The organism is Sorangium sp. So ce726 (genome assembly GCF_051521405.1).
Classification (GTDB): domain Bacteria; phylum Myxococcota_A; class Polyangia; order Polyangiales; family Polyangiaceae; genus Sorangium.
In genome coordinates this window covers 1,323,708-1,348,037 of the sequence record NZ_CP150349.1, presented here as the reverse complement: position 1 = coordinate 1,348,037, position 24,330 = coordinate 1,323,708, and the positions used below count along the sequence as shown (strand labels likewise).

Here is a 24,330-nt window from a genome sequence, read left to right as displayed (position 1 = left end):
TTGTACCGCGATGTTGTTCATGAGACTTCAGCGAATCGGTCGACCGGCTTGTCTTGCGCTCGCGCTCCTCGGCGCGGGGACGCTCGCCGCCTGCGGAGAGGACGCGTCAGAGGCCCCGGGTAGCAGCGGCGCCACAAGCAGCGGGGGCGCCACCGGCGGCGAAGGAGGCGCGGGCGGCGGAGGCGGGGGGAATGGCGGGAGCGCCGGAGGCGGCGCTTCATGGCCCGTCGACACCTACCCGATCGACATCACTCCGTCGGAGGACTGGAAGAACCAGATCAGCTTCCCCTTCGAGCCCTTCGCCGCCTGGCCGGCGACCTTCGAGACGCCGGGGTGGGTGAAGTTCACCGTGCTGATGCACGATCCCACCAAGGTCTATTACCAGGACAGCAACAAGTTCCCGTTCCATGGCGAGTTCGCCACGACGCGGCTCGACCCGTTCTTCGACATGTCGCTGGACGAGTTCGACCAGGTCTCGCTGCACGAAGAGGGACAGAAGGCCATCCTCGGCGCCGTGATCTTCCCGCCGACCCCGGAGAGCGTGCCGGAGTACGGCATCCAGCTCGTCCGCCAGGACGCTTACGATCCCGAGGTGGCGCGCGTCGTCCTGGAGCTCGTGAAGGACAGCGTCATCGCGCCCGGTGGGGCGCAGCCTTTCTATTTCCCGACGTACGAGCAATCGGCGTCGGCCGCGGAGAACAGCGCGTTCTTCGAGGCGAGCGGGTTCCCGGTGAGCTCGGTCGAGCGGTGGCTGGACGGCGACGCGTGTTATGCGACGGGCTGGGCCGTGGGCCGGCTCCGCTATGTCCCGCCGGACGCGATCGACGCCGCCTATGCGAGCGGCGAGCTCCGGGCCGAGGACATCCTGCTCACCGACTCCATCCCTGCGGAGGTGCCTTATGTGGCGGGCATCGTCTCGCTGTCGCCCGCGACGCCGAACGCGCACACCGCCCTCCTCGCGACCTCGTTCGGCATCCCGTTCGTCTACCTCGGCGATCCGGCCGCCGCAGAGGCGGCAAAGGCGCTCGACGGCGAGGAGGTCGCGATGCGGGCCTCGCTTCAATACGGGGCCATCTGCCGCGCCGTGCTCTTCGAGGCCGGAGGGATCGCGCCGGCGGACAAGGAGCAGCTGCTCGCGCTGAAGCGGCCTGGCAAGCTCGAGATCCAGCCCAAGGAGCCGCTCGGCGCCTACGCCGGGTCCACCGAGGATCTCGGCCCCGCGGATATCGTCCATTTCGGGGGCAAGGCCGCGAACTATGGCCTGCTGCGGGACGCCATCCCGGAGAACTCCGATGTCGCGGTCGCGCTGTCGTTCGATCTCTGGGACGATTTCCTCGATCAGGTCATGCCCGGCGGCCGCACGCTGCGCGCCGAGATCGCGGAGCGCCTCGGAGGCCATAGCTACCCGCCCGACATGCTGGCGCTCAAGGCCGATCTCGCGGCGATCCGCGCGCGGATCACGGAGGAGACAGCCTTCTCGGCGGGGCAGCGGCAGGCGATCGAGGCGGCGCTCGAGGGCTTCACGCCCACGAAGAAGATCCGGTTCCGGAGCTCGACCAACGTGGAGGACAGCGCCGCCTTCACGGGCGCGGGCCTCTACGACAGCTACAGCGGCTGCCTGGCCGACGATCGAGACGCCGACCAGGCGGGGCCGAGCCTGTGCGACTCGGGCGAGGCCGGCGAGCGCGGCGTGTTCCGCGCGATCCGCAAGGTGTACGCGAGCTTCTACAACGACAACGCCTTCCTCGCCCGGCTCCTCCACGGCGTGGACGAGGCCGAGGTCGGGATGGGCGTCCTCGTCCATCACTCCTATCCTGACGAGGACGAGATGGCGAACGGCGTCGCGACGCTCACGCGGCGCGAGCTGGTCAATGACCAGATCCAGATCGTGACGCAGCTCGGGGCGACCTCCGTCACCAACCCGGAAGGCGGAGCGCAGCCGGAGGTCGTGACCGCGAGCCTCTTCGACCAGGAGACCTCCGTTTACCTCCTGTCCAGCTCGACGCTCGTCCCGCTCGGCGGCCACGTCATGCAATGGGAGGACGATTACCTCGCGCTCGCCGACCTGCTCGGCCGCGTCGAGGCGCGGTTCAGCGAGGTGAACCCCGGCAGGAAGTCGTTCCTGCTCGATTACGAGTTCAAGAAGATGAAGCCTGGAGACCTCGTCGTGAAGCAGGTGCGCGAGGTCGCGCTCCCGGACACGACGCCGAGCATCACGCCGTTCCTGCTCGACGAGCCCCGGGAGGTCTGCACCTTCCAGGGCGAGTTTGGCGACGTGTTCGCGAACCACCGGCTCAAGGTGCGCGCGACGCTCTCGGCGAAGAGCGGGTTCCTCACGCCGGCGGCGCTCGCCAGCACGCTCTTCAACGAGGACGCGCGGCTCGACTACCTCTCCGGTGGATCGGTGACGACGCTCTCGGGGAGCCCCGCGGCGTGGCCGGCCGCGTCCCACGCGTACGCCAGCGAGACGGCCACGGACTCCTTCGTGGACGGCGCTGGGGCCGCGGAGATCACCTATGCGCTCGCCGCCTCCCCGGTGCCCGAGCTCCTGCCGCCGTCGGTGGGCCCGCTGGTCGCGCTGCGCGACGTCGGGATGACGCTCAGCGCCGCCTACACCACGCCTGTGCCGGCGCTCGACTGGGACGGGACGCGGCTCGACGTGTCCTCGGAGGTGGTGCAGCTCGACGCTTGTCCCGCGGACGGCCCCCCGGTGGCGGGCGCGCTGCTCCAGGAGCGCTCGCTCTCATGGACGTCCGGCGTCGCGGTGGAGACATTGTTCTACTGGCCGCCGGCCCCCACGGGCCCCACGGCGGGGTATACGGCGCCGCTCCACAAGTGGGTGGGGACACGCATCGAGGGGCTGACGAGCGCACCGATCGTGCTCAAGGGCTATCACGCGCAGACGTACCGCCCGCAGCACCACAACATCTCGGAGGACTTCATCTTCGAGCCCCGCCTCGAGCCGGGCCTGGATCCCGCGATCCTCGCCGAGCTGGAAGAGAAGGGCATCCGGCTGATCCACGTCCGGACGTCGGACGGCGGCGGGGAAGGCGCGAAGCTGTGGACGCTCGATCCAGCGGGCGTGTTCCACCAGGTCGACTGAGCGCCCCCCGAAAGGCCTGCGGAGCCCCGGCGAGCCCCTCCGTCGCCTGAGGCTCCGCCGGGCTCGTCACTCGTCTCGAAGCGCACAGCCGGGCTCGACTTCCGCTCCAGGCGACCGCGCGACGTGAACCGCGGCCGGCGCGCGCGCGGAGTTGACGCGCGGAGGCTGCGGGTGGACCAGAGCGCCGGCTGTTCCTGCTGACGAGGAGAAGATCATGAGCCTTTACGACAGCTCGTTCCCCCAGATGACTCGCATGCTCGGCCAGGTGCTGGTCTGGCTCGACAAGGCGGAGGCCTACGCACAGCAGAAGAAGTTCGATCCGGAGGTGCTCCTCGCCGCGCGCATCGCGCCCGATCAGTGGCCCTTCAGGCGTCAGATCCAGACCCTCATCGCCTGGCCCGTGAGGCTGGGCGCGCTCCTCACCGGCGCGGAGCCGCCGCAGTTCGAGACGCGCGACGAGACGATCGCGGAGCTGCGCGCGCGCATCGGCAAGACGATCGAGCAGGTGAAGGCGCTGAAGCCGGAGCAGCTGAAGGGCGCGGAAGACCGCACGCTGCCGCTCTTCTTCCTGCCGGGCAAGGGCATGAAGGCCCCGGACTTCGTGTTCCAGTTCGCGCTCCCCAACTTCTACTTCCACGCCACCACCGCGTACTCGATCCTGAGGCACAACGGGCTCGACGTCGGCAAGTCCGACTTCATCGGATCGCTCGACCTCCGCGACCTGTGACCGCAGCCGCTCTCCCCCGCCCCGCTGGCCTCCTTCCCCGCAGGCCCGCGCGGTGGCGGGCCTCGTTCGGCCCCCCGTACAGCCGGGCGGGGTAGCCGCGCGGGAGGCGACGGGAGACCGTCAGTCGTCCTCGCGCTCGTCCCCGAAGAGCACGCCGACCTGAAGCTCGATCGCATCGAACGGCTCGGCCCTGATGCGCTCACCGCGCTCCGCGCGGAGCGCCACGAGGTACCCCTCCGGGGTCCACCGGTGCACGGTCAGCGTCTCCTCCCGGGGATCGACGATCCAGTAATGGGGGAGCTGACAGCGCTGATAGACGCGCATCTTCTTGACCGTGTCGTTGCGCGCGTTGCTCGGGGAGAGCACCTCACAGACCCAGTCGGGCCGGATCCGGACAGGGCACCCGCTGGGCCGCTCCGGCGCGCGCTCGCGACGCCAGCCGACCACATCAGGCCGATACACCTGGTCCGGCATGAACTCGACCTCGATCTCGGTGGCGAACCACCATCCTCCGGGCCAGCGGCCCCCGGGGCGCCGCTGGAAGGGGATCTTCACGTGCGCGACGATGGCGGACTGCGCGTCGCCGTGCTCGAACGAGGGCACGGCCTTCTGCACGAGCTCGCCGTCGAGGATCTCGTGAAATCGCTGCTCCTCGGGGATGGCCAGGAGATCCGCCACGGTGGCTGGGTGTGGCTTCTGTGCAGCGGTGGGCACGCGTCGAGCATAGCGCCTCCGAGCGAGGTGTCGCGACGCTTCGCTCGGCCTTACCAGCTCGCTCCACCTCCGCGACGTGGGACCGCGACGCGCTCTCTCGCCCGATCGGCGCCGGCCCTCGGTCCAGCGCGGCGCACGCTCAGCGCGCGCTCTCCCTCGGCTCCTGCTCGGCGAGCGCCGCGAGCGCCTCCTGCGCGACCAGCGCCGAGGACGCGGGGTTCTGCCCGGTGACGAGCCGGCCATCCCGGACGGCGAACGGCTTCCACACCGGGCCGCGCTCGTAGCGCGCGCCCAGGGAGCGCAGCCGCGACTCCAGGGCGAACGGGACGACGCCCGCGAGGCCCACGGCCTGCTCCTCTTCGTCCGAGAAGGCGCTCACGCGCCGCCCCTTCACGAGGGGCTCGCCGCTCGCGAGCCGGACGTTCACCAGCGCGCCGGGGCCGTGGCACACGGCGGCGACCACCTTGCCCTGATCGAACGCGCGGCCGAGCAGCCTCGCCGTGGCGGCGTCTTCAGCGAGATCCCACATCACGCCATGGCCACCGACGACGAAGTACGCGTCGTGGTCGCCGGCGATCCCATCGATGCGGAGCGTCGACGAGAGCTTCGCCTTCGCCCGCTCGTCCTCGAGGAACGCCCGCACGGCGTCGGACGGATCCGCGGCGCTCTTCGGGTCGGCCGGCGGTTTACCGCCCTGAGGCGACGCGATGTCGACGTCCGCCCCGGCCTCGACGAAGGCGCGGTACGGCGCGGCGAGCTCCTCGAGCCAGAACCCGGTCGGTTGCCCGGTCTCGCCGAGGCGTGCGTGGCTGGTGACGATCAGGAGAATCCTTGCGTTCATGGCGTCTCGCTCCTCTGGGCGCCTCTGCGCCCGTTGCGGTCGCGCCCGTCGCGCCCAAGGCGCTCGGGCTCGCGGCGACGGGAGGAACGTAGGCTCTCCTGTCGATGCAAACCAGCGAGACGATCTCACGCTATAGATGAGCCATGCTCATCAATTACGAGCTGCTCCGCACCCTGCTCGAGGCCGGCGTCGCGCCCACGTTCGCCGAGGCGGCGAGGCGCCGCCGCGTCACGCCGTCGGCCGTGAGCCACCAGATCAAGGCGCTGGAGGCGCAGCTCGGCGTGCCGCTGTTCGAGCGGGTCGGGCGCAACGCGCGGCTCCTGCCGGCGGGCGAGGGCCTGGTCGGCGCGCTGCGCGAGGCGTTCGCGCGCATCGACGACGCGCTCGCCGCGGCGTCGGACGACCACCGCGAGGTCCGCGGGGTGGTGCGCATCGGCGGGCCGGGTCCGTTTTCCCGCATGTGGCTCCGCCCGCGGCTGGCGCGGCTCCTGCTCGCGCACCCGGAGCTCGTCATCGACGTGCGCTTCGACGTGCCCTCGGTGCTCGCGCGGCGCCTGCTCGCAGGAGACGACGATCTGAGCCTCCTCGTGAGCGCCGAGGACACGCCGGGGCTCGAGGCGCGACCCGTCTACGTCGAGGAGTTCTCGGCCGTGGTGTCGCCGGAGTACCTGGGAACGCGCGGCCGCCCGGAGACGGCGCGGGAGCTCGCGGAGCACAGGTTCGTGGTCTTCGACGCGGATCTCGCGATGCACTCCGCGTGGTGGCGGGCTTCGTTCGGCAAGAGAGCCCCGCTGCCGCCGAAGATCGCCTGCCGCATCACGAGCCTCGACGAGATGCTGGCGCTGGTGATCGCGGGCGTCGGGATCGCGGTCCTGCCGAACTACTTCATCGCCGAGGCGGTCGCGGCGAAGCAGGTCGTCGTGGTGGGGCCGCGGCCGGGCAAGGGGCGCCGGAGCGCCCGGAACACGATCCACCTCGCCTGGCGCAAGGGCGCCGCGCAGAGCGCGCGCTTCCGGGCCGTGCAGGCGGCGCTGCTGGAGGAGGGCTGAGCGCCGCGTGCGGCCTCATCCTCGCGTCCGGTGGAGCATGCCGGACCTGGAACGTCCGTCGCCCGTCCGCCGCCCGTCCAGAGTCCGCACGCTTCACCGGGCGCGGGCGCGCCGTCGAGCGATTCAGTGAAACGACGGGCAGCGCGGCGGCTACACTCCACGCCGAGAGCCCATGCTGACCTCGATCACGCTCGAGAACTTCAAAAGCTTCCGGAAGGCGACGATCCCGCTGGGCCCCTTCACGCTGCTCGTCGGGACGAACGCCTCCGGCAAGAGCAACCTCCGCGATGCGTTCCGCTTTCTCCATGGCGTCGGCCGCGGTTATTCACTGGCGGAGATCTTGGGAGAGAAGTACGGCGAGGGCGGCGAGCTTCAGTGGAAAGGGCTCCGAGGCGGCACAAAGGAGGTCGTCTTCGGAGGAGGAGCGGAGTTTTCGATCGGAGCAGAGCTCAACGAGATTGAGAACCAATACCATATAAAGTATCGAATCTCCGTCGCGACCGGGCTCCCGAGTGCTGCTCCCAGGGTCATACGCGAGGCCCTCTACGGGAGCACAGACATGGACTTCGACTCGCACCCCGCCGAGAACGCCCCTGCGCAGACAGACAACAGACACTTGCTCGTGCGCCTCGCGCGAGGTGGTGAGGAATCCACCTTGTCAAGCTCGCCTGCGATAAGTTCGCCTGCGATCGCGCAGGTCAGGGATCCCCGCTACGTCCGGAGACAAGCAAAGCAGACGCTGCATACGCTACGCTCGATGCGATTTTTGGATCTCTCACCGGACGCTGCGCGGCTACCCTCGTTGCCAGGCCGACAGGTGCTCGGGGATCGCGGCGAGAACCTCTCGTCCGTGCTGCAAGCGATATCCCAGGATCCGAAGCGAAGAGACACGCTCCTAGAGTGGATCCGCGCGCTCACGCCGCTCGACGTGATGGATCTCGAATTTCCCCAGGATTTCGCCGGACGCGTCCTCGTGCACCTCGTGGAGCAGGGCGGGCGCAGGATCTCGGCCTACAGCGCCTCGGACGGCACGCTGCGCTTCCTCGCGATCCTCGCCGCTCTTCTCGACACCGACTCCGCTCACTTCTATTTCTTCGAGGAGATCGAGAACGGCATCCACCCGACACGCCTTCACCTCCTCGTGCAGCTCATCGAGCAGCAGTGTCGCACCAGGGATGTCCAGGTCATCGCGACGACGCATTCACCCCAGCTCCTCGGATTCCTCAGCCCTGAGTCCAGAGAGAGCGCTCTCCTCATTTACCGGCTTCGCGGTGCAGACGAGTCCAGCGTACGCAAGGTGGTCGATCTCCCGGACCTGAACCGGATCCTCGAGACGCAGGACCTCGCTCGCCTTCACGCCTCCGGCTGGCTCGAGGACATGGTCGAGCTCATGGCAGACGACGCGGGCGAGGCCGCCCAGTGAGCTATCGCGTACTCGTCATCCCCGAGGATTTTCGCAAAGATCAGTACGTCCTCGAGCCCATCATCACGAAGATGTTCGAAGCCATCGGCCGCAAAGCCAAGGTGCTCGTGTGCCGCGATCCGCTCCTCGGCGGCGTCGACCAGGCGCTCAGGTGGGAGCGCGTCCAGGAGATACTTCTGCGCTACCAGGCGATGATCGAGTGCTTCCTGCTCCTCGTCGATCGCGACGGCAAACCGGGGCGGCGCGAGGCCCTCGATAGACTGGAGTCGCTGGCCAGCGCCGCGCTTCCACCGCGAAAGCGCTTTCTGGCCGAGAACGCCTGGCAAGAGGTCGAGGTGTGGCTCCTCGCCGGACACGATCTGCCCTCGGAGTGGGCGTGGAAGGCAGTACGCGCCCACGAAAACCCGAAGGAACAGTACTATCAACCCCTCGCCGAGGAACGCGGCGTCCTCCAGGAGCCGGCGGAGGGGCGCGGGATCCTGGCCCGCGAAGCAGCCTCACGGTACAGCCGGATTCGCTCCCTGTGCCCGGAGGTCGCGGACCTCGAGCGACGCCTCGGCGCGTAGCGCCCCCGCGCCGCCCACGCCCCGTACAGGCTCACCCGCCCCAGTCGACCTTCGGCCTCCCGGGCGGTGTGACGTTGGGCATCTCGTGGAAGAGCCCCCGCGCGAGGTCGGGCAGCGGCGCGCACGCCTGCTCGCCCAGGTTGGTCAGCTCCAGCGGGTCCTCGAGCACGTTGAAGCAGTGGTACTCGCCGTCCCACTCGCGCGCCTCGATCTTCATCGGCCCCTGCATCATCCCCCAGTTGCGGAACGCGCAACCCCACACCCACGTGCAGTTCGTGAGCGGCATCGGCGCGACCGTGCGCTCCGGCCGCGTCAACGGGTGCCCGATCATCCGCCGGCGGAATGGATCGAGGCCCGGCTCGTCCCAGAGGCCCATCAGATCGAGGAACGTCGGCGCCAGGTCGAGGTGCCACACGAACGTGTCCTTCGCGCCCTCGATGCTCGCCCGCTCCTCCGGCGCGAGCGTCCCCTCCGGCGCGTCGACCCACGTCGGGACGAGGATCTCCTCGTCCCAGAGCGAGCTCGTGTGGCCGAGCTGCCAGTGCTCCCGGAACGACTCGCCATGATCCGACGTGTACACGATGACCGTGCGCTCGCCGCTCGGCGTCCCGCGGATGTGCTCGATGAGCCGGCCAACCGCCATGTCCGACAGGTAAACGACGTTCTTGTAGTAGTTCTTGAAGTGCTCGTTCTTCTCGGGCGCCTTGGTCAGCTCGCTCGGCTGGAACGGCGAGTGGAGCGGATCGCTCACGTACGGGAAATGGACGTTCGAGTAATGGACGACCGCGAAGAACGGCTCGACGAGCTCGTCCCACTCCTCGATCACCCGATCGGTGAGCTGCCGATCATAGGCGCCGTAATCGAGGTCGGCGCCCGGATCGAGCTGGGTCGCCACCGCCCGGTGCGAGACCGGGATGTCTTGCACGTAGAGCCGAGCGTTCCCGAACATGAGGTTCTGGCTCGTCCAGTACGCGGTGTCCCACCCGGCCGCGTGGGCGTAATCCCAGAGCAGCGGCGCAGAGCCGAGCACCGCGAGGCTCTCCGTCGGAGGGGCGCCGGACCAGATGTTCGAGATGGAGATGGCCGTCGTCGAGTCGTGGGCCCGCATCTGCAGGAGCGGCATGCGGCGGGGCGCGGCGGCGTTGGAGAACGGCGTCGCCTTGTCGCAGGCCGGGTCGTACGCGACGCACGTCACGTCCGCCCGCTGGCTCTCCTGCAGGATGAGCACAACGTTCCGCGGCCGCGCAGGCCGCGCCGAGAGCCGCGGCACGCGCTCCGGGCGGCGGCGCTGCACCCGCAGATCCGGCGAGTCGTTCGTGATGCCGAGGTGCTCCTTCACCAGGGCGGTGATGCCGTGGAAGTAGATCATGTCGGCCGACGACGACTGGATCACCCGGTAGCTCACCGGGATCATCGCCACGCTGGCCAGCGCGAGCGGCACGACCGCGGCGGCGAGGCGCCGCCGGAGCCGCCGGGGGCGCACGAGCCGGCGGGAGAGCCGGAGCGCCCCAAGGGCGAACCCGAGCGCGACGGCGAAGTGGGCGATCACGCGCGGGTGCCCGAGCGGGAGCGTGCCCACGATCGACCACGGGATCGACTGGGAGTGGATCTGGGAGTCGATCGAACAGTAGATGTTGTAGAGGGCGTGGAAGCCCCCCTGGACGCCGCACGCGAGCGTGAAGAGCGCGACGAACAGCGCGCCCACGGCGACGCGCGCCGCGCCGCGGCGGCCCGAGGCGACGTAGAGCAGCAGGCCCCAGAACCCCAGCGACGCCGCCACGGTCGCGGCGTACCCCGCGGCGTGCGGCCGATCGAACGTGATCATGTGGCGGGCCCGGCGCAGCACGTCGACGACGAGGATCCAGAGCGCCGGCGAGGCCAGGAGGGCCACGCTGATCAGGCGGCCGCGGCGGAGCGCGGCCTTCCGCGCGGCGCGCGGGCGGACGCGGTCACGGGCGGCGCGCTCGTCTGCGCGCGCTGCGCGCTCGTCCGCGCGCGCAGGGAGGATGGCGGGAGACGCGGGCGGCTCGGCGAGCGCGCCGCCCTGTCGGTCGATGTCCTGGGTCATCCGGATCAGTCGTGGCGAGGCACCGCCGCGAGGTCGCGGAGGTGGGCGGGGACGTCGACGCTGCCGGCAGGACCGCCGTAGAGGGCGTCCGCGAGCCGGGGCAGGTCGCCGCAGGCGGCGGGCCCGAGGTCGCGCTGCTCGCGGGGGTCGGCGAGCACGTCGTAGCAGTGCCAGGCGGTGTCCCAGGCGCGGGATTCGAGCTTCATGTTGCCGCGCATCATCCCCCAGTTCTTGAACGCGCAGCCCCAGATCCCGGTGCAGTTGGTGAGCGCCAGCGCCGCCGGCCCCGGCGACGGCCGGAGCAGGCTGTGCCCGACCATCGCCGCCCGGTACCCCGCGAGCGCAGGCTCCTCCCAGAGGCCCATCAGGTCGAGCAGGGTCGGCGCCACGTCGGTGTGGAAGACCGGCTCGTCCCGGGCCGCACGCAGCGCGCCCTCCTCCTCGGCCGTCAGGGTGCCCGGCGGAGCGTCGACCCATCCGGGCACCCGGATCTCCTCGTCGAGGATCGAGCCCGTGTGGCCGAGCTGGCCGTGCTCCCGGAACGCCTCGCCGTGGTCCGACGTGAAGACGATGACCGTGCGCTCGCCGACCGGAGAGCTGCGGATGAAGCGGATGAGCTCCGCGATGGCCGCGTCCTGCCGGTAGACCGCGTTCCTGTAGAAGTTGCGGTACGCCTCGTTGTCGTCCGGCGCCTTGCTCTCGAGGGCGGGCTGGAACGGCGCGTCCTCCGGGTCGACCAGGTAGGGGACGTGGGTGTTCCCGAAGTGAGCGACCGCGAGGAACGGCTCGCGCAGCGAGAGCACCTCGGACTGGACGTGCGCCGACAGCAGCCGGTCGTCAGCCCCGAGATCGATGTCGGCGAGCGGATCGAGCTCGGTCGCGCCGCACTGGTGCGAGACCGGCAGGTCCTGCACGTAGAGGCGCGAGTTGGCGAACATCATGTGGTGGCTCGTCCAGTAGGCGCTGTCGAAGCCGGCGGCGTGCGCGTAGTCGAAGACGAGCGGCGCCGTGTGGAGCGCCTCGCGGGTCGCGACCGGCTGGAGGCCGGACCAGAGCACCGCGAGCCCGATCGCCGTCGTCGAGGCGTTCGAGCGCATCTGCGTGAGCGGCAGCCGGTCGGGGACCGCCGCGTCGATGCGCGGCGTGCCAGGGCACGCGACGGGGGTCTCGCCGGCGTTGACTGGCAGGGGCGCGCGCGCCGAGCACGTCGCGTCGGCGCGCACGCTCTCGGTCAGGATGAAGAGGACGTTGCGCTGCGGGCCCTGCTTCGGGGTGACCGGCGGCAGCGAGGGCGGCGTGCGGAGCCCGGGGCGCACCTGCGCCGTGGTCTGGACGCCGGCGAGCTCCTTGAGCAGGCCGCCGATCGCGTGGAAGTAGATGACGTCGGGCGTGGAGGCCTGCACCGTCCGGTAGGAGCACGGCAGGACGAACGCGGCCACCACGACCGCGGGCGCGGCGAGGCGGGCGGCGCGGGCCCACGCCGTGCGGCCGGGCCGCACGATGCGCCGGCCCAGCCACACGAGCGCGATCGCGAGCAGGAGCGGCGGGAGGACCGAGCGGAAGAAGTTCTCGCCGTCGGCCCGGAGCTGGCCGAAGAGGCTGGACGAGAGCGAGGTCCCGAAGAGCGTCGCGTCGAGGTTGAGGTACGTCGCGTACTGGCGGTGGAAGTAGAGCTGGCCGCCGAGCGACAGCGTCGCGAGCGCCACGAAGAGCAGCGCCGCGATCCACCGCGACGCGCCCCGCCGGGACGAGGCCGCGAAGAGCAGGAGCCCCCAGAGCGCGGCGCTCTCGAGCATCGCGCCGAGGTAGCTCGCGATGTGCTTCCCGCCCAGATCGAGCAGGCGATCGCCGCGGAGGAGGACGTCCGCCACCACGATGAGGAGCAGCGGGAGCGCGAGGAACAGGCGGCCGTAGCGGCGGCGGACGCGGGCGACGGCGCGCAGCCGCGCGCGCGCCGCGGCGCGATCTGCGCCCAGATCGCGGGCGAAGCCGCGGGACGAGCGGCTTGCGGCATCAGCCTCGACCGGCGGAGGATCGTTGAGCGCCTTGGAGCGGAGCACGGAGGCGCGCGAGTTTACCGAGGACGTGGCGCATCGGGAACGTTTCTGAGGCGGCTCGGTGGCATCGAGGTGACGGGGCCGGCCGGGATTGCCCGCCCGGGGGAGGAGAAAACCCTTCGACCGCCGCGCGAGGCGTGCCATGGAGGCGTTCGCATGGCTGAGCAGCTCTTCCTGAACGGGATGCGCGGCGCGCAGCAGGCCTCCGGGGCCGCGGCGCCGCCGGCCGAACCCGCGTCGACCGAGGCCGCCGCGCAGCCTGAGCCGCGGCCGTCGCCGGTCGCGCCAGCGCCCGAGCCGCCGCTCGAGACGGCGGCCAGGCTCAGCGCCGAGCTGGAGGCCGCGCTCGTGCGCGAGCTCATGGCGGCCTACCAGAGCCTGAACTACACGCATTTCCGGCGGAAGCTGCGCTCTGCGTCCATCGAGCTCTCCGACGCCGCGAGCCGGCTCGGGCGATGGATCTCGGAGGCGCGCGCGATCGAGATCTCGCGGCCGCTCGTCCTGACGCAGCCGTGGGGCGTCGTGATCGAGGTGCTGAAGCACGAGATGGCGCACCAGTACGTGCACGAGGTGCTGGACGTCAGGGACGAGGCGGCGCACGGGCCGGCGTTCCGCGAGGTGTGCACGCGCCTCGGCATCGACGGGACGGCGGCCGGGATGCCGGCCGCGGGGCGCTCGCCGGCGGATCCTGGCGGGGTCGCGCGCGGCGGCGACGCGGGCGCGTCGGACGCGAGCGTGGACGCCCGGATCCTCGATCGCATCGCGCGCCTGCTCGCGCTCGCCGACAGCCCGAACGCGAACGAGGCGCAGGCGGCGATGAGCGCCGCGCAGCGGCTGATGCTGAAGTACAACCTCGACGTCGCGAAGGCGCGCGCCGCGCGGCAGTACGGCTTCCGCCACCTCGGCGCGCCGAGCGGGCGCGTGGGCGAGACCGAGCGGATCGTCGGCGGCATCCTCGGGAAGCACTTCTTCGTCGAGGCGATCTGGGTGCCTGTCTACGTGCCGCTCGAGGGCAAGCGGGGCAGCGTCCTCGAGATCTGCGGGACGCCGGCGAACCTCGAGATGGCGGCCTACGTGCACGCGTTCCTGCACCACACGGCCGAGCAGCTGTGGAGCGCGCACAAGCGGGTCCACGAGGTGAAGGGCAACAAGGACCGGCGGACCTACCAGGCCGGGGTGATGCTCGGGTTCCTCGAGAAGCTGAACGCGGAGCGGAAGGTGTCCGTGGAGCAAGGGCTCGTCTGGGTGAGGGACGCCGATCTGGACGGCTACTATCGAACGCGCCACCCGCACGTGCAGCACCTGCGCCACGCGGGCAACCAGCGGACGGCGGCGCACGCGCACGGGCGCGAGGCGGGGCGAAAGATCGTCCTGCACCGCCCGATGCAGGAGGCGACCGGCAACCGGGGGATGCTGCTGCCGCCGGGCAAGAAGGGCTGAGCTCGCGACTCCGGATCCGCGCCGCGCGAGGAGCTCGGACGGACGACGGAAACGAGGCGAACGACGCGAACGATGGGAGACGGCGCAGCGCCGGCGTCTCGGCGGCGGCGCGCGCTCGACGCGCTCGTTGACGGAGAAGGAGCGGTTCCGGCACGATGGCACGGCGCGCGGGCCAACCTAGGAGAAGAACGAGATGCCGCTCCTGTTCACCATTGAAGAGCGCTTCGATGCATCGCCCGAGGACGTCTTCCGGCTCGCGACCGACATCGACTCGTTCGGCGACTGGATGCCCAATTTCGTGCGGGTAGAGAGGCTCACGGGCGCCGTCGTCGGCAAGGGCGCGATGTGGCGTGAGACCCGCAAGATGTTCGGCAAGGAATCGACCGAGCTGTTCGAGGTCACGGCGGCGGAGCCCGGCAAGCGTCTGGACCTCTTCGTCGACGGGCAGAAGGGCACCACGGGGCGGGGGGCCTACCGCTTCCGGTATGTCTTCGAGCCTCAGGGCGCTGGCACGCTGCTCAAGATGGAGGGCGAGATCGCCGGGATGGGCTGGTTCATGGAGACGCTGGGGCGGCTCTTCATCGGCAGCTTCAAGAAGGCGGTGCACGGGGATCTCAAGGCGATGAAGACGCACATGGAGCGGCAGCGGGCTAGCTAGCGCTGCGCGGCTGGCTCTCCGGAGAGAGGAGAGGGAGCTTGGCAGCCGGGCCCTTGGAGAGGGCGCTGGGCCCGGTCGCCCGGCCCCCGGAGAGGGTGTCCGTGGGGCGGCGCGGGGGCCCCACCGAACTCGCCTGATCGACGTTCTCTCTCCGGCGCGCTGCGCACGCCGGAGAGAGAACGTCGATCAGGCTCAGACAGCGGTCCGTCCCCCGCGCCGCCCCACGGACACCCTCTCCGGGGGCCTCATCGGTGTTCACCAAGGTCGTTCGATCGCGCTCAGGGCACCAGGCCCGATCCGCCAGCGCTCACCGACGTGATCGTGGTTATCTTATTATCCTTCGATACGAGCCTGGGGGACATCCGCTGATGCAGCGAGGGTGATCTGCCGCGGCTCCGGCGAACTTCCCGCATTGCGCTCGGGCGGACGGCGGAACAGCATCCCGGCATGGCGATGCGACGGCGGAAGGACCCCGCGAGAGCGAAGTCTTCTCTTATGCTCGAACGGCTGCCGTCTATCCTGCTGTCGCTGTTTGCGGCGTTCTTCGTCGCTATCGCGAGCTTCGTGATCTCCGCTGGCTACGCAGAGCACCGAGCCGCCGAGATCGACGCGGCGGCCATGAGCTTGGCGGAGAACGCCACGCCGAGCATCATGCACCTGGCGGCCGCGCGCGCCGAGCTGAGGCATACCCAGGCGCTCCTGAGCGACCTTGTCAACGACGCCGCGCTAGGCCGCCCGCGCGATCGCCACGAGCTCGACGAGGCGCGTGACAATCTATCCCGGAGCATCGACATCTACCTCGGCATGCCCGTCTACCCGGGCGAGCTCAAGCAGTGGCAGACCGTCGCGCAGGCGCTCGGCAAGCTCGATCTGGACATCGACCGGGTCCTCTCGCTGGTGGCGAACGGCCATCCGGACGAGGCCAACAAGCTCATGGACGCCGTGCTGCGAGCGGACTTCAACTCGGCGAGCGACGCCGTGATGGACAGCATCGCGCTCAACGCGCGGCAGGCACGTCATCTGGCGATCGAGATCGCAGAGAACCGCGTTCGCTCGCATCGGATCGCGCTCGTGCTCAACACGGCGAGCGTGACGTTCGCGCTGCTGGCCTGCGCGGCGGCCGCCGTGCAGGTCCGGCGCCATGTGAGGCTGCTCTGGCAGCAGGGCGTGCTCCTGGAGCGTCGAGCGGATGAGCTCGAGCAGTTCGCCGGCCGGGTCGCGCACGATGTGCTCAGCCCCCTCGGCGCGATCGCGCTCGCGCTGGACGTCGCCCTGCGGCGGTGCGGCGAGGGGGAGCCGGCACGAAAGGCGCTCGAACGGGGCCGGCAGGCCATCCTGCGAGTCAAACGCATGACCGACGGGCTGCTGGAGTTCGCTCGCGCGGGCGCGAGGCCGGAGCCAGGCGCGCGCGCCGAGGTGCGCCCCGTCATCGACGATCTGATGGTCGAGCTCGTCCCTGTCGCGGTGGAGCTCGGCGCGGAGCTCCACGTCGAGCCCTTCTCCTCATGCGCGGTGACCGCGAGCCCCGGCGTGCTGACCAGCATCCTCGCCAACCTGATCCGCAACGCGCTCAAGTACCTCGGCGACGCGGCGGTCTGTCGCGTCGTGATCCGGGTGCTCGACGCGAGAGATGCTGTGCGGATCGAGGTGGAGGACACGGGGCCCGGCGTCGCGCCGGCCCTCGAGCAGATGGTGTTCGAGCCTCATGTCCGAGCGCAAGGCGCTCTAGTGCCGGGTCTGGGCCTGGGCCTCGCCACCGTCAAACGCTTGACCGAGGCGCACGGCGGCCGCGTGGGGCTCCGCACGGTCGTGGGCAAGGGGAGCCTCTTTTGGTTCGAGCTGCCCAGAGCGAGCACCGAGGCAGCGCACGCGTCCGAAATCGGCCCGAGCGCCAACGCATGACCTCCGGGAGGCTGCGCCCCGGTCGCTCCGCGAGCGACGCGAGAAGAGCCGCCCCATCCGAACGGGGCCGGCGGCGCCCCCCTCGCACAAGGCTGTCGCCTCGGACGACCCACGGCGCCTCGAGCTTGGACAAGGTGGCCCCCTCGGACGACCCACGGCGCCTCGAACTTGCGCAAGGTTACCCCCCGGACGATCCCGGTCTCCTTCAGTTCACGCCGTTCCGTCTTTGTTGACCCAATGCGCTGCCGCAGGCACCATCCACGCGCAGTGCCCGGCGGGCCTGCATGGCCGGAGGCTCGACTCCGGCTCGCCACCCTTCCCTAACAGCTGTTGAGGTGCTTTGATGCCCGTTCGTACGATTCTCTTGCTCTGCTTCGCTCCCTTCGCCATCGGCGCTCTCCAAGGCTGCGGCGGTGATGACGGCGGCAGCAGCAGCAGCGGCGAGACCTCCGGGGGAGCGCTCGGCGAATGTCCGCCCGACTCCGACGCGCAGGCGCAGGCGGGCTACCAGGCGCTCCAGGACCAGTGCGCGACCTGCCATTCGACGACCAAGACGGGCGCCGCCCGCATCGGCGCTCCGGAGGACGTCAATGTCGACGACCCCGCCAGCGTCACCGCCGAGGCGGGGGAGATCTACTCGGAGATCCAGATCGGCGGGGCGAATGGCGCGGACGGCATGCCGCTCGGCGCGAAGCTCCCCGACGACACGATCGAGTCCATCCGGATCTACCTCGCCTGCGACGCGACCCAGTAACGCCACGTCCCCGCCACGCCCGCTTCACATCACGTCCGAACGCCAGCGCGCCAGCTCACGGGAGGGCGCGCTGGCACACCAGCGGCGTCGCAGACGCGCCCCGCTCATCGCCTGCGCTCCAGCAGCGATTGCGCACCTGAGGTGCGCTCGGAGTTCGCTCCTGGTCATGAAGACGCATGTCTTCAGGACAAGGCGTGGTTCGATGTATCGGCAATAACATTGCACATTTACTGCAACACGGGTGGTTCCCCTCTCGGCCCTCGGATGCACCGGCTCGCCACGCGGGAGCGATGGCACGCAGCGCGGGCGAGCGAACGAAGCGGGAAAGCGCAGCCACGCGCGGCGCCACCTCTGGCGCCCTGGAGCTCGGCGCCGAGGGAGAGCTCGCCGCGGGCACGACGTTCAAACGGGAGCTCGTGAGCCGCTCGGGCGACCTCCTCCGTTTCGTTGGGATCGGCGCCACGGTCGCGTCCGGTCCCTGAGCGCGGCGCGCCGCTCGCCTCGATCGCTGTGCGACCGCGCAATCCGGAGTATGGTGCAGGCATGTTCAGGCTGGATGCCCGCTCCGGGGCCGCCGCGCTCGCGCTGGCCGCCACGCTCGCGCTGACCGCCTCGCTCGGCGCCTCGTGCGCCGGCGCGCCCGCCGCGCAGCGCGGGGCGGCGGCCTGCCCGCCGCTCTGCCCGCAGCCGGCGCCCCCGCCGAACGCAGCGCCGCCGGGGCCCGTCGTCCCGGGCACGCCGGGCGAGGCGCCGGCGTTCGACCCCGAGCGCCTCACCCTCGTGCTGGACGACCCGCGGCTCGCGCAGGTGCAGAAGCTCGTCGAGCAGGAGGCGTACGCAGGCGCGGCCGCGGCGATGGCCCAGGCGCTCTCGGCGCCCCTGTCGCCCGCAGACGCAGCGGCGTTTCGCTACCAGCTCGGGCGGCTGCGCGCCCTCGCGGGCGATCCCGTGGGCGCCGCGAAGGAGTATGACGCCGCCGCGGCGGCGGGCGGGCCGCTCGCGGATCACGCGAGGTTCGCGGCGGCCGATCTCCTCGCCAGGGCGGGGCAGCCCGACGCGGCGCTCGAGCGCGCGCGCGCCGTCGCGTCGGACGTCGCGATCGCCGACGAGCTCGATCGCATCGTCGCCGGCGCGCTCGCCGACAAGGGCGACATCGAGGGCGCGGCCGCGCGCTGGCGCGCGTACCTCTCCCGCAGCGGGCCGGCGTCGACGTGGGTGCCCGAGGCGCTCCGATTCGCCCGCGCGCTGCTCCGCCACCCGAGCGAAGACCACGCCGAGGAGGCGATCCGTGTCGCCCGGCGCGTCATCGACGAGGCGCCGGGCGGCGCCGGCGCCGGGGAGGCGAAGGAGATCCAGGACCAGGCCCTGTCGACGCTGCCGTTCGCGCGGCGCAAGCCGTTCCTCGACCTGGGCCCCGCCGATCTGCTGGCCCGCGCGCGCGCCCTGCTCGCATCGCGCCAGGACAAGGAGGCGCTCGCCGTCACCGACGCGCTGATCGCCCTCCCCGAGGCGCAGGCCCCCTCGGCCTTCGCCTGCGACGCGTTCGCCGCGCGCGGCGAGGCGCTCGGGCGCCTCCGGCGGCGGGCCGAGGCCGCCGACCTCTTCGGCACGGCGATCGAGCGCTGCGGGCCGGCTGCGCCCGCCGCCGCAAGCGCGGCGCCCGCCGCTGCGGGCGTCGCGCCCGCCGTCGCAGGTGCGAGCACGCCCGTCGCAGGTGCGAGCACGCCCGTCGCAAGCGCGGCGCCCGCCGCACCTGCGGCGCCCGCCCCGCGGCGGCCCGAGACCCTCTACAACGCCGGACGCGCGTCGCTCCGCGTCGATCGGCACGCCGAGGCGGCCGCGCGCTTCGCGCTGCTCGAGAAGGAATACCCGGATCACCGGCTCGCAGACGACGCGCGCTACCTCGGCGCGCGCGCGCTGTTCGGGCTCGGGGACCAGGCGCAGTTCGTGCAGCTGCTCACCGCCATGCCCGACGATTACCCGTCGGGCGACATGGTCGCCGACGGCCTGTTCGAGCTCGCGCTCTTCGAGATGGAGCGCGGCGACTGGGCGGGCGCGGTCAGGCCGCTCGAGCGCGCGCTCGATCGGTTCCCGCACGAACGGGCGTACCACGCCGCCGGCAGGCTCCCCTATTACCTCGGGCGCGCCCACATCGAGACGGGCTCGCCCGACAAGGGGAAGGCGCTGCTCGAGCAGGTGATCCGCGACTACCCGCTCTCGTTCTACATGGCGCTCTCCCACGCGCGGCTCGCCGACGTGGACCCCGCCGCCGCCCAGCGCGCCCTGTCCGCGGCCCTGGAGCGCGACGCGAGCGCGCCGTACACCGAGCTCAGGAGCCCGCTCTTCGCGCAACCCGCGTTCACGCGCGCGGTCGAGCTCGCGCGCCAGGGGGAAGCAAAGCTCGCGCGGCGCGAGCTCGACCTGCTGGGCGTCGGGGGCAAGACGGCGCCGCGCGAGGTGATGTGGGCCTCGGCGTTCCTGCTCGCGCGCGCGGGCGCGCTGCCGCAGTCGTACAGCATCCTGCGCACCGCCATGGCGGCGCCGGCGGCCGTCGAGCTCGCGGGCGAGTGGGTCGATCACTACCCGGTCGGGCGCTGGCGCGGCGCCTGGGAGCTCGCCTACCCGCGCCCCTTCTCGGGCCTCGTCACCGCGGAGACCAAGCGGAGCGCGATCCCCGAGGCCCTCGCCTACGCGATCATGCGCGAGGAGTCGGCCTTCGACCCGAGGGTGGCCTCGCCGGCCCAGGCGTTCGGGCTGATGCAGCTCATCGTGCCGACCGCGAAGCGGGTGGCCAAGCCGCTCGGGCTGCCGTGGAGCGCCGACGCGCTGAAGCGCCCCGAGGTCAACATCGCGCTCGGCTGCCGTTACCTCTCGGAGCTGCGCGGCCAGTTCTCGGACAACCCCCTGCTGGCGATCCCGGCCTACAACGCGGGCAGCGGCGCGCCGAAGCGGTGGATCGGGGAGCGCCCCTCGCAGAGCTTCGACCTGTGGGTCGAGCGCATCCCGTACGAGGAGACGCGGCTCTACACGAAGCGCGTGCTCACGAGCCTCGCCGTCTACGAGCTCCTCTACGCCGGCGCTCAGCCGGGCGAGGCCCTGCGGACGCCGCTCCCCGCGAGCCCGGCCGCGCGTTCGGCCGTGGCGAACGCCGCGCCCTGACCCGCGCCCGCGGAACCGGAAGCCAAACGCCGAAGCGCCGGTGGAACCGGAAGCCAAACGCCGCCGAGGTTTCGGCGAGCGGGCCGCGGTGAAGCTTTGGTAGAGTCCGCGTGTGATCGACCCATCGAGCCCTTCCCATCAGCTCGTGGGCGCCGTGCTCAACGGGCGCTTCCGGATCCTGCGTCTCCTCGGCGAGGGGGGTATGGGCGCCGTCTACGAGGCCGAGGGTCTTCGCGGCGAGGGCAAGAAGGCGATCAAGGTGCTCCACCCCGAGTTCACGCAGGAGGAGCAGGTCCTCCACCGCTTCTTCGCCGAGGCGGAGGCGACGAGGGGGTTCGTCCACCAGAACATCGCCTCGGTCTTCGAGGCGACCCGCGCCGAGGACGGCACGCCCTACCTCGTCATGGAGCTCCTGCAAGGCGTCCCGCTCGCCGCGTACATCGACACGGGCAACCCGATCCCGCCGCAGCAGGCGGTGCCGATCATCCACGAGGTGCTCCAGGCGCTCATGGCGGCGCACAGCCACAGGGTGATCCACCGCGATCTGAAGCCGGAGAACCTGTTCCTCATCCGCGATCCGCGCGGGGGCTTCCGCGTGAAGGTGCTCGACTTCGGCATCGCGAAGGTGATGGACGCGGCCGGCGGAATGGGCCTGAAGACGCGCGCTGGCACGCTCCTCGGGACGCCCGGCTACATGAGCCCCGAGCAGATCAAGAACGCGCAGGGCGTCGACGCGCGCGCCGATCTCTGGAGCGTCGGCGTGATCTTCTACGAGATGCTCACGGCGACGCAGCCGTTCCCTGCCGAGAACGAGTTCGCGCGGCTCACCGCCGTGCTCGCCAAGGAGGTGCGCCCGATCGAGCAGGTCGCGCCCCACCTCGCGGCCTGGGGCCTCTTCTTCCAGCGCGCCCTCTCCAAGGACGTGGCCGGGCGCTTCCAGACGGCCGAGGAGATGGCGCAGACGCTGGGCGCCATCGCGCACCGCACGGGCATCGCGACGCCCAGCGCGCGGCCCGATGCGCCGGCGTCGCCCGCGCTGACGCACCAGCTGCCCTCGCTGCCGCCGCCGCAGCCGCTTCAGAACACGACGCAGCCGCCGCAGACCGCGACGCAGCCGCCGCAGAACATGACGCAGCCGGTGCAGAGCGTGCCGCCGATCGCGTCCAGGATCCCGACGGTGCCCCCGCCGCGCATGACAGCGCCGCCCGTCCAGGCGTCCCCGTCGGTGGCGCCCACGGCGACCTTCTCGGCCAGGCCAACCCACATCAGCGCGCAGCAGCCCGCCGGCGTGCCCACGCTCACGGGCGGCCACTACGACGTGCGGGTCGTGGACGTCCCCTTGGCTGCCGAGGGCGGGGGCTCGGAGGGCGCCGCCTGGTGGCTCGTGGGGCTCATCGGGCTCGTGTGCCTCGGCGTCGGCTTCGCGCTGGGCGTGCTGGTGAGCCGGTGAGCGCATGAACGGAAGCGCCCGCATCCGCACCTTGCTCGCTGTCACCTGCGCCGCCGGCGCCCTGGGCGCGCCGCAGCCCACGCTCGGCGACCCGCCCGTGGAGCCCCCCGTGGCGGTCGTCGATCTGCACGTGGACGTGCCCTGGCAGGTCCACTTCAAGGGGCGCGACAGGCGCCTCGGCGAAGGCCACGCCCGCAGGGAGACGCTCGTCGCGGGCCACTACCTCGGCATCGTGCTGCCGATCTACCTGCCCGACCAGGCGCGCCCCGAGGGCCCGCAGATCGAGGACGCCAGCGCGGTCCTCGCGACGATCGAGGCGATCATCGCCGCGAACCCGGTGTTCCTCCCGCTCGGCGCGGCGCGGGCCGAGCCGGGGAAGATCAGCACCTTCCTCTCGATCGAGGGGGCCGGCGCGTTCGCGGCGGACATCGCGCAGATCGACCGCTTCATCGCGCGCGGCGTGCGGCTCATCAGCCCGAACCACGCGAAGAACACGCGGCTCTCGTCGTCCGCGACCGGCGAGCCGGCGGCGTACGGGCTGACCGAGCTCGGCAAGCAGTTCTGCGAGCGCGTCTACGGCCAAGGCGCCCTGATCGACGTCTCGCACATCTCGGACGCCGCGTTCGCCGATCTCGTCCCGATCGCCGCGGCGCACGGCGCGCCGATCGTCGCGACCCACTCGAACGCGCGCGCGGTGGCGAACCGGCCGCGCAACCTGACGGACGAGCAGCTGCGGCTCATCGCGCGGAGCGGCGGGGTCGCGGGGCTCAACTTCCATGCCCCCTTCGTGAACGGCACGAACGAGGCGGACGTCGACGACGTGGTCGCGCAGGTCGATCACATGGTCCGCGTGGCCGGCGTCGATCACGTCGCGATCGGCTCGGATTTCGATGGCGGCATCGTCCCGCCGAGGGGGCTCGACGACGCGTCGGCGCTGCCGGCGCTCGCCGCGCGGCTCAGGCAGCGCGGCATGTCGCGCGAGGACGTCGTGAAGATCTTCTCGCAGAACGCGCTGCGCATCCTCGGCTGGCGGCCGGCGGGGGCGAGCGCGGCGAGCGGCGCGCGCCCGTAGCCGAAGGCCGCGGCGCGCCGCCGGCGCGATCGTGGTAAAGGCCGCGCATGCGCAGGGAAGTCGCTCGGTCGGCGCGGGGGCTGCTCGCCTTCGCGCTCTTCGCATCCATCGCCGGCCTGAGCTGCGCTGAGCTCGCGCACCTCGAGGGCGCCGGCGAGGCCGTCTGCCCCGAGCTGCGCGGCCCGGGCGACGTCCTCGGGGCCCAGTTCTCGGCGGACGCCCGGGCGAACGTGAAGGTGAGGACGTTCGTGCAGGCCGCCAAGGACATGGCGGCCGTGTCGGCGGCGATCGAGGCGCAGGTGGCCGACGCGTGCCGCCGGATGGGCGCGGATCTCGGGATACCGCCCGCGCAGATGGCGCCGCGCGACGAGGCGGGGGGCCAGGCCAGCGGCGCCTGCGGCGCGGTCTCGGCGGCGATCGACGCCATCCTGCGCCAGGGCGCCGCCGTGCAGGTCGCGGTGACGCCGCCGGCCTGCCAGGCGAACGCCCAGGCCGGGGCGCAGTGCAGCGGCTCGTGCGACGTGCAGCTGGATCCAGGGCAGATCGTGGCGCAGTGCGAGCCCGCGCGGCTCTCCGGCTATTGCCAGGGTCGCTGCACGGGGCGGTGCGACGGGCGCTGCACCGGGCAGTGCCGGGGGCAGTGCTCCGCCTACGACGCGCAGGGCCGCTGCGTGGGGCAGTGCAGCGGCGAGTGCGACGGCGGCTGCGACGCCACGTGCCACGCGCGCTGCGAGGGCACCTGGCAGGCGCCGCAGTGCTCCGGGATGGTGCGGCCTCCGAGCGCCGACGCCGAGTGCGAGGCGAGCTGCCGCGCGCACGCGGACGTCTACGCGGCCTGCACGCCGGCGCTGGTCCAGGTGCGCGCGTCGCAGGGCGCCGAGATGGCCGCGCGGCTCGCGGCGACGCTGCAGGCCAACCTGCCGGCGCTGCTGCACGCCGAGGTGGCGCTCGGCCGCCGGCTCCTCGGCGACGCGCAGACGGTGGTCCAGGTCGGCGCCGCGCTCCCGCGGATCGTGGGCGACGCGGGAGCGCGCGCGCTGGCGTGCGTCGCCGGGGCGGCCGAGGCCTCGACGAGCGCGTCGGTGCGCATCCAGGTGAGCGTGCGCGCGAGCGCGAGCGTCACGGGGCGCGTCGGGGCGACGGGCGGATAGTAGCGGGGCTGCCGCGGTTAGCGCCCGCGCCCGTACCGCGCGGCGCCCCGTCGGCGAGACCCGATCGACGTGCGCTCGCGCCGGCGACGATGTCCCGGTCGCAGCGTCCTGCGCCGGCGCCCGGAGCGGCGGCGAGCGCCTTGGTCTGCATAGAGGGCATGGACGGCGCCGCGCCCCTCGGACTACCCTCCGGCTC

Annotated in this window: 18 protein-coding genes; 14 read left to right on the top strand and 4 right to left on the bottom strand. The window is 71.8% G+C overall.

Annotation, left to right across the window (positions count from 1 at the left end; genetic code table 11):
• Positions 1-19 precede the first annotated feature (19 nt).
• Together WME79_RS04980 and WME79_RS04975 are read left to right on the top strand one after the other, a co-directional pair.
• Positions 20-3,103, top strand: coding sequence for a PEP/pyruvate-binding domain-containing protein (locus WME79_RS04980; RefSeq protein ID WP_437532590.1), 3,084 nt, complete (start codon positions 20-22; stop codon positions 3,101-3,103).
• A 214-nt stretch (positions 3,104-3,317) separates the two neighbouring features.
• On the top strand, positions 3,318-3,830 hold the full coding sequence (locus tag WME79_RS04975) for a DUF1993 domain-containing protein (RefSeq protein ID WP_437532587.1): 513 nt from the start codon (positions 3,318-3,320) through the stop codon (positions 3,828-3,830).
• A 120-nt stretch (positions 3,831-3,950) separates the two neighbouring features.
• Here WME79_RS04975 and WME79_RS04970 read toward each other — a convergent pair whose 3' ends face one another.
• Both WME79_RS04970 and WME79_RS04965 read right to left on the bottom strand, forming a co-directional pair.
• Positions 3,951-4,544: a Uma2 family endonuclease gene (locus tag WME79_RS04970; protein ID WP_437532584.1), complete on the bottom strand. Its 594-nt coding sequence runs from the start codon at positions 4,542-4,544 to the stop codon at positions 3,951-3,953.
• A gap of 139 nt (positions 4,545-4,683) precedes the next feature.
• Positions 4,684-5,385, bottom strand: coding sequence for a type 1 glutamine amidotransferase domain-containing protein (locus tag WME79_RS04965; protein ID WP_437532581.1), 702 nt, complete (start codon positions 5,383-5,385; stop codon positions 4,684-4,686).
• Between the two features lie 143 nt (positions 5,386-5,528).
• On the opposite strand from WME79_RS04965, the gene WME79_RS04960 reads away from it, so the two are divergent.
• The 3 genes from WME79_RS04960 to WME79_RS04950 all read left to right on the top strand — a co-directional run bounded on the left by WME79_RS04960 (position 5,529) and on the right by WME79_RS04950 (position 8,423).
• The gene (locus tag WME79_RS04960) at positions 5,529-6,434 is read left to right on the top strand and encodes a LysR family transcriptional regulator (protein WP_437532579.1); all 906 of its coding nucleotides are present in this window, start codon (positions 5,529-5,531) and stop codon (positions 6,432-6,434) included.
• Positions 6,435-6,606: 172 nt separating this feature from the next.
• Positions 6,607-7,857, top strand: coding sequence for an AAA family ATPase (locus tag WME79_RS04955; RefSeq protein WP_437532577.1), 1,251 nt, complete (start codon positions 6,607-6,609; stop codon positions 7,855-7,857).
• Positions 7,854-8,423 (top strand): hypothetical protein, encoded by a 570-nt coding sequence (locus tag WME79_RS04950; RefSeq protein ID WP_437532574.1) that lies wholly within the window; start codon positions 7,854-7,856, stop codon positions 8,421-8,423. The genes WME79_RS04955 and WME79_RS04950 overlap by 4 nt, the downstream gene beginning before the upstream one ends.
• A 31-nt stretch (positions 8,424-8,454) precedes the next feature.
• Here the strand turns inward: WME79_RS04950 and WME79_RS04945 are convergent, their stop codons facing one another.
• Together WME79_RS04945 and WME79_RS04940 are read right to left on the bottom strand one after the other, a co-directional pair.
• Positions 8,455-10,491 carry a sulfatase-like hydrolase/transferase gene (locus WME79_RS04945; RefSeq protein ID WP_437532572.1) on the bottom strand — a complete coding sequence of 679 codons (2,037 nt, stop codon included), beginning with the start codon at positions 10,489-10,491 and terminating at the stop codon, positions 8,455-8,457.
• Between the two features lie 5 nt (positions 10,492-10,496).
• Positions 10,497-12,551: a sulfatase-like hydrolase/transferase gene (locus WME79_RS04940; RefSeq protein WP_437532570.1), complete on the bottom strand. Its 2,055-nt coding sequence runs from the start codon at positions 12,549-12,551 to the stop codon at positions 10,497-10,499.
• Between the two features lie 153 nt (positions 12,552-12,704).
• Here WME79_RS04940 and WME79_RS04935 point away from each other — a divergent pair, with 153 nt between their 5' ends.
• From WME79_RS04935 to WME79_RS04895, 9 genes are all read left to right on the top strand, one after another.
• Positions 12,705-13,988, top strand: a complete 1,284-nt coding sequence (locus tag WME79_RS04935) for a SprT-like domain-containing protein (protein ID WP_437532568.1) — start codon at positions 12,705-12,707, stop codon at positions 13,986-13,988.
• Between the two features lie 193 nt (positions 13,989-14,181).
• Positions 14,182-14,646: an SRPBCC family protein gene (locus WME79_RS04930; protein ID WP_437532566.1), complete on the top strand. Its 465-nt coding sequence runs from the start codon at positions 14,182-14,184 to the stop codon at positions 14,644-14,646.
• 495 nt (positions 14,647-15,141) lie between these two features.
• A complete protein-coding gene (locus WME79_RS04925) occupies positions 15,142-16,548 on the top strand; it encodes a sensor histidine kinase (protein WP_437532564.1) in 1,407 nt (468 codons plus the stop codon).
• Between the two features lie 343 nt (positions 16,549-16,891).
• The gene (locus tag WME79_RS04920) at positions 16,892-17,302 is read left to right on the top strand and encodes a hypothetical protein (protein ID WP_437532562.1); all 411 of its coding nucleotides are present in this window, start codon (positions 16,892-16,894) and stop codon (positions 17,300-17,302) included.
• Positions 17,303-17,592: 290 nt separating this feature from the next.
• Complete coding sequence (locus tag WME79_RS04915) at positions 17,593-17,784, top strand: hypothetical protein (protein ID WP_437532559.1); 192 nt, start codon at positions 17,593-17,595, stop codon at positions 17,782-17,784.
• 61 nt (positions 17,785-17,845) lie between these two features.
• A complete protein-coding gene (locus tag WME79_RS04910) occupies positions 17,846-20,461 on the top strand; it encodes a transglycosylase SLT domain-containing protein (RefSeq protein ID WP_437532556.1) in 2,616 nt (871 codons plus the stop codon).
• A gap of 112 nt (positions 20,462-20,573) precedes the next feature.
• On the top strand, positions 20,574-21,911 hold the full coding sequence (locus tag WME79_RS04905; protein ID WP_437532555.1) for a protein kinase domain-containing protein: 1,338 nt from the start codon (positions 20,574-20,576) through the stop codon (positions 21,909-21,911).
• A gap of 4 nt (positions 21,912-21,915) precedes the next feature.
• The gene (locus tag WME79_RS04900) at positions 21,916-22,983 is read left to right on the top strand and encodes a dipeptidase (protein WP_437532553.1); all 1,068 of its coding nucleotides are present in this window, start codon (positions 21,916-21,918) and stop codon (positions 22,981-22,983) included.
• 47 nt (positions 22,984-23,030) lie between these two features.
• Entirely contained in the window at positions 23,031-24,134 is a 1,104-nt protein-coding gene (locus WME79_RS04895) for a hypothetical protein (protein ID WP_437532550.1), read from the top strand.
• Positions 24,135-24,330 lie beyond the last annotated feature (196 nt).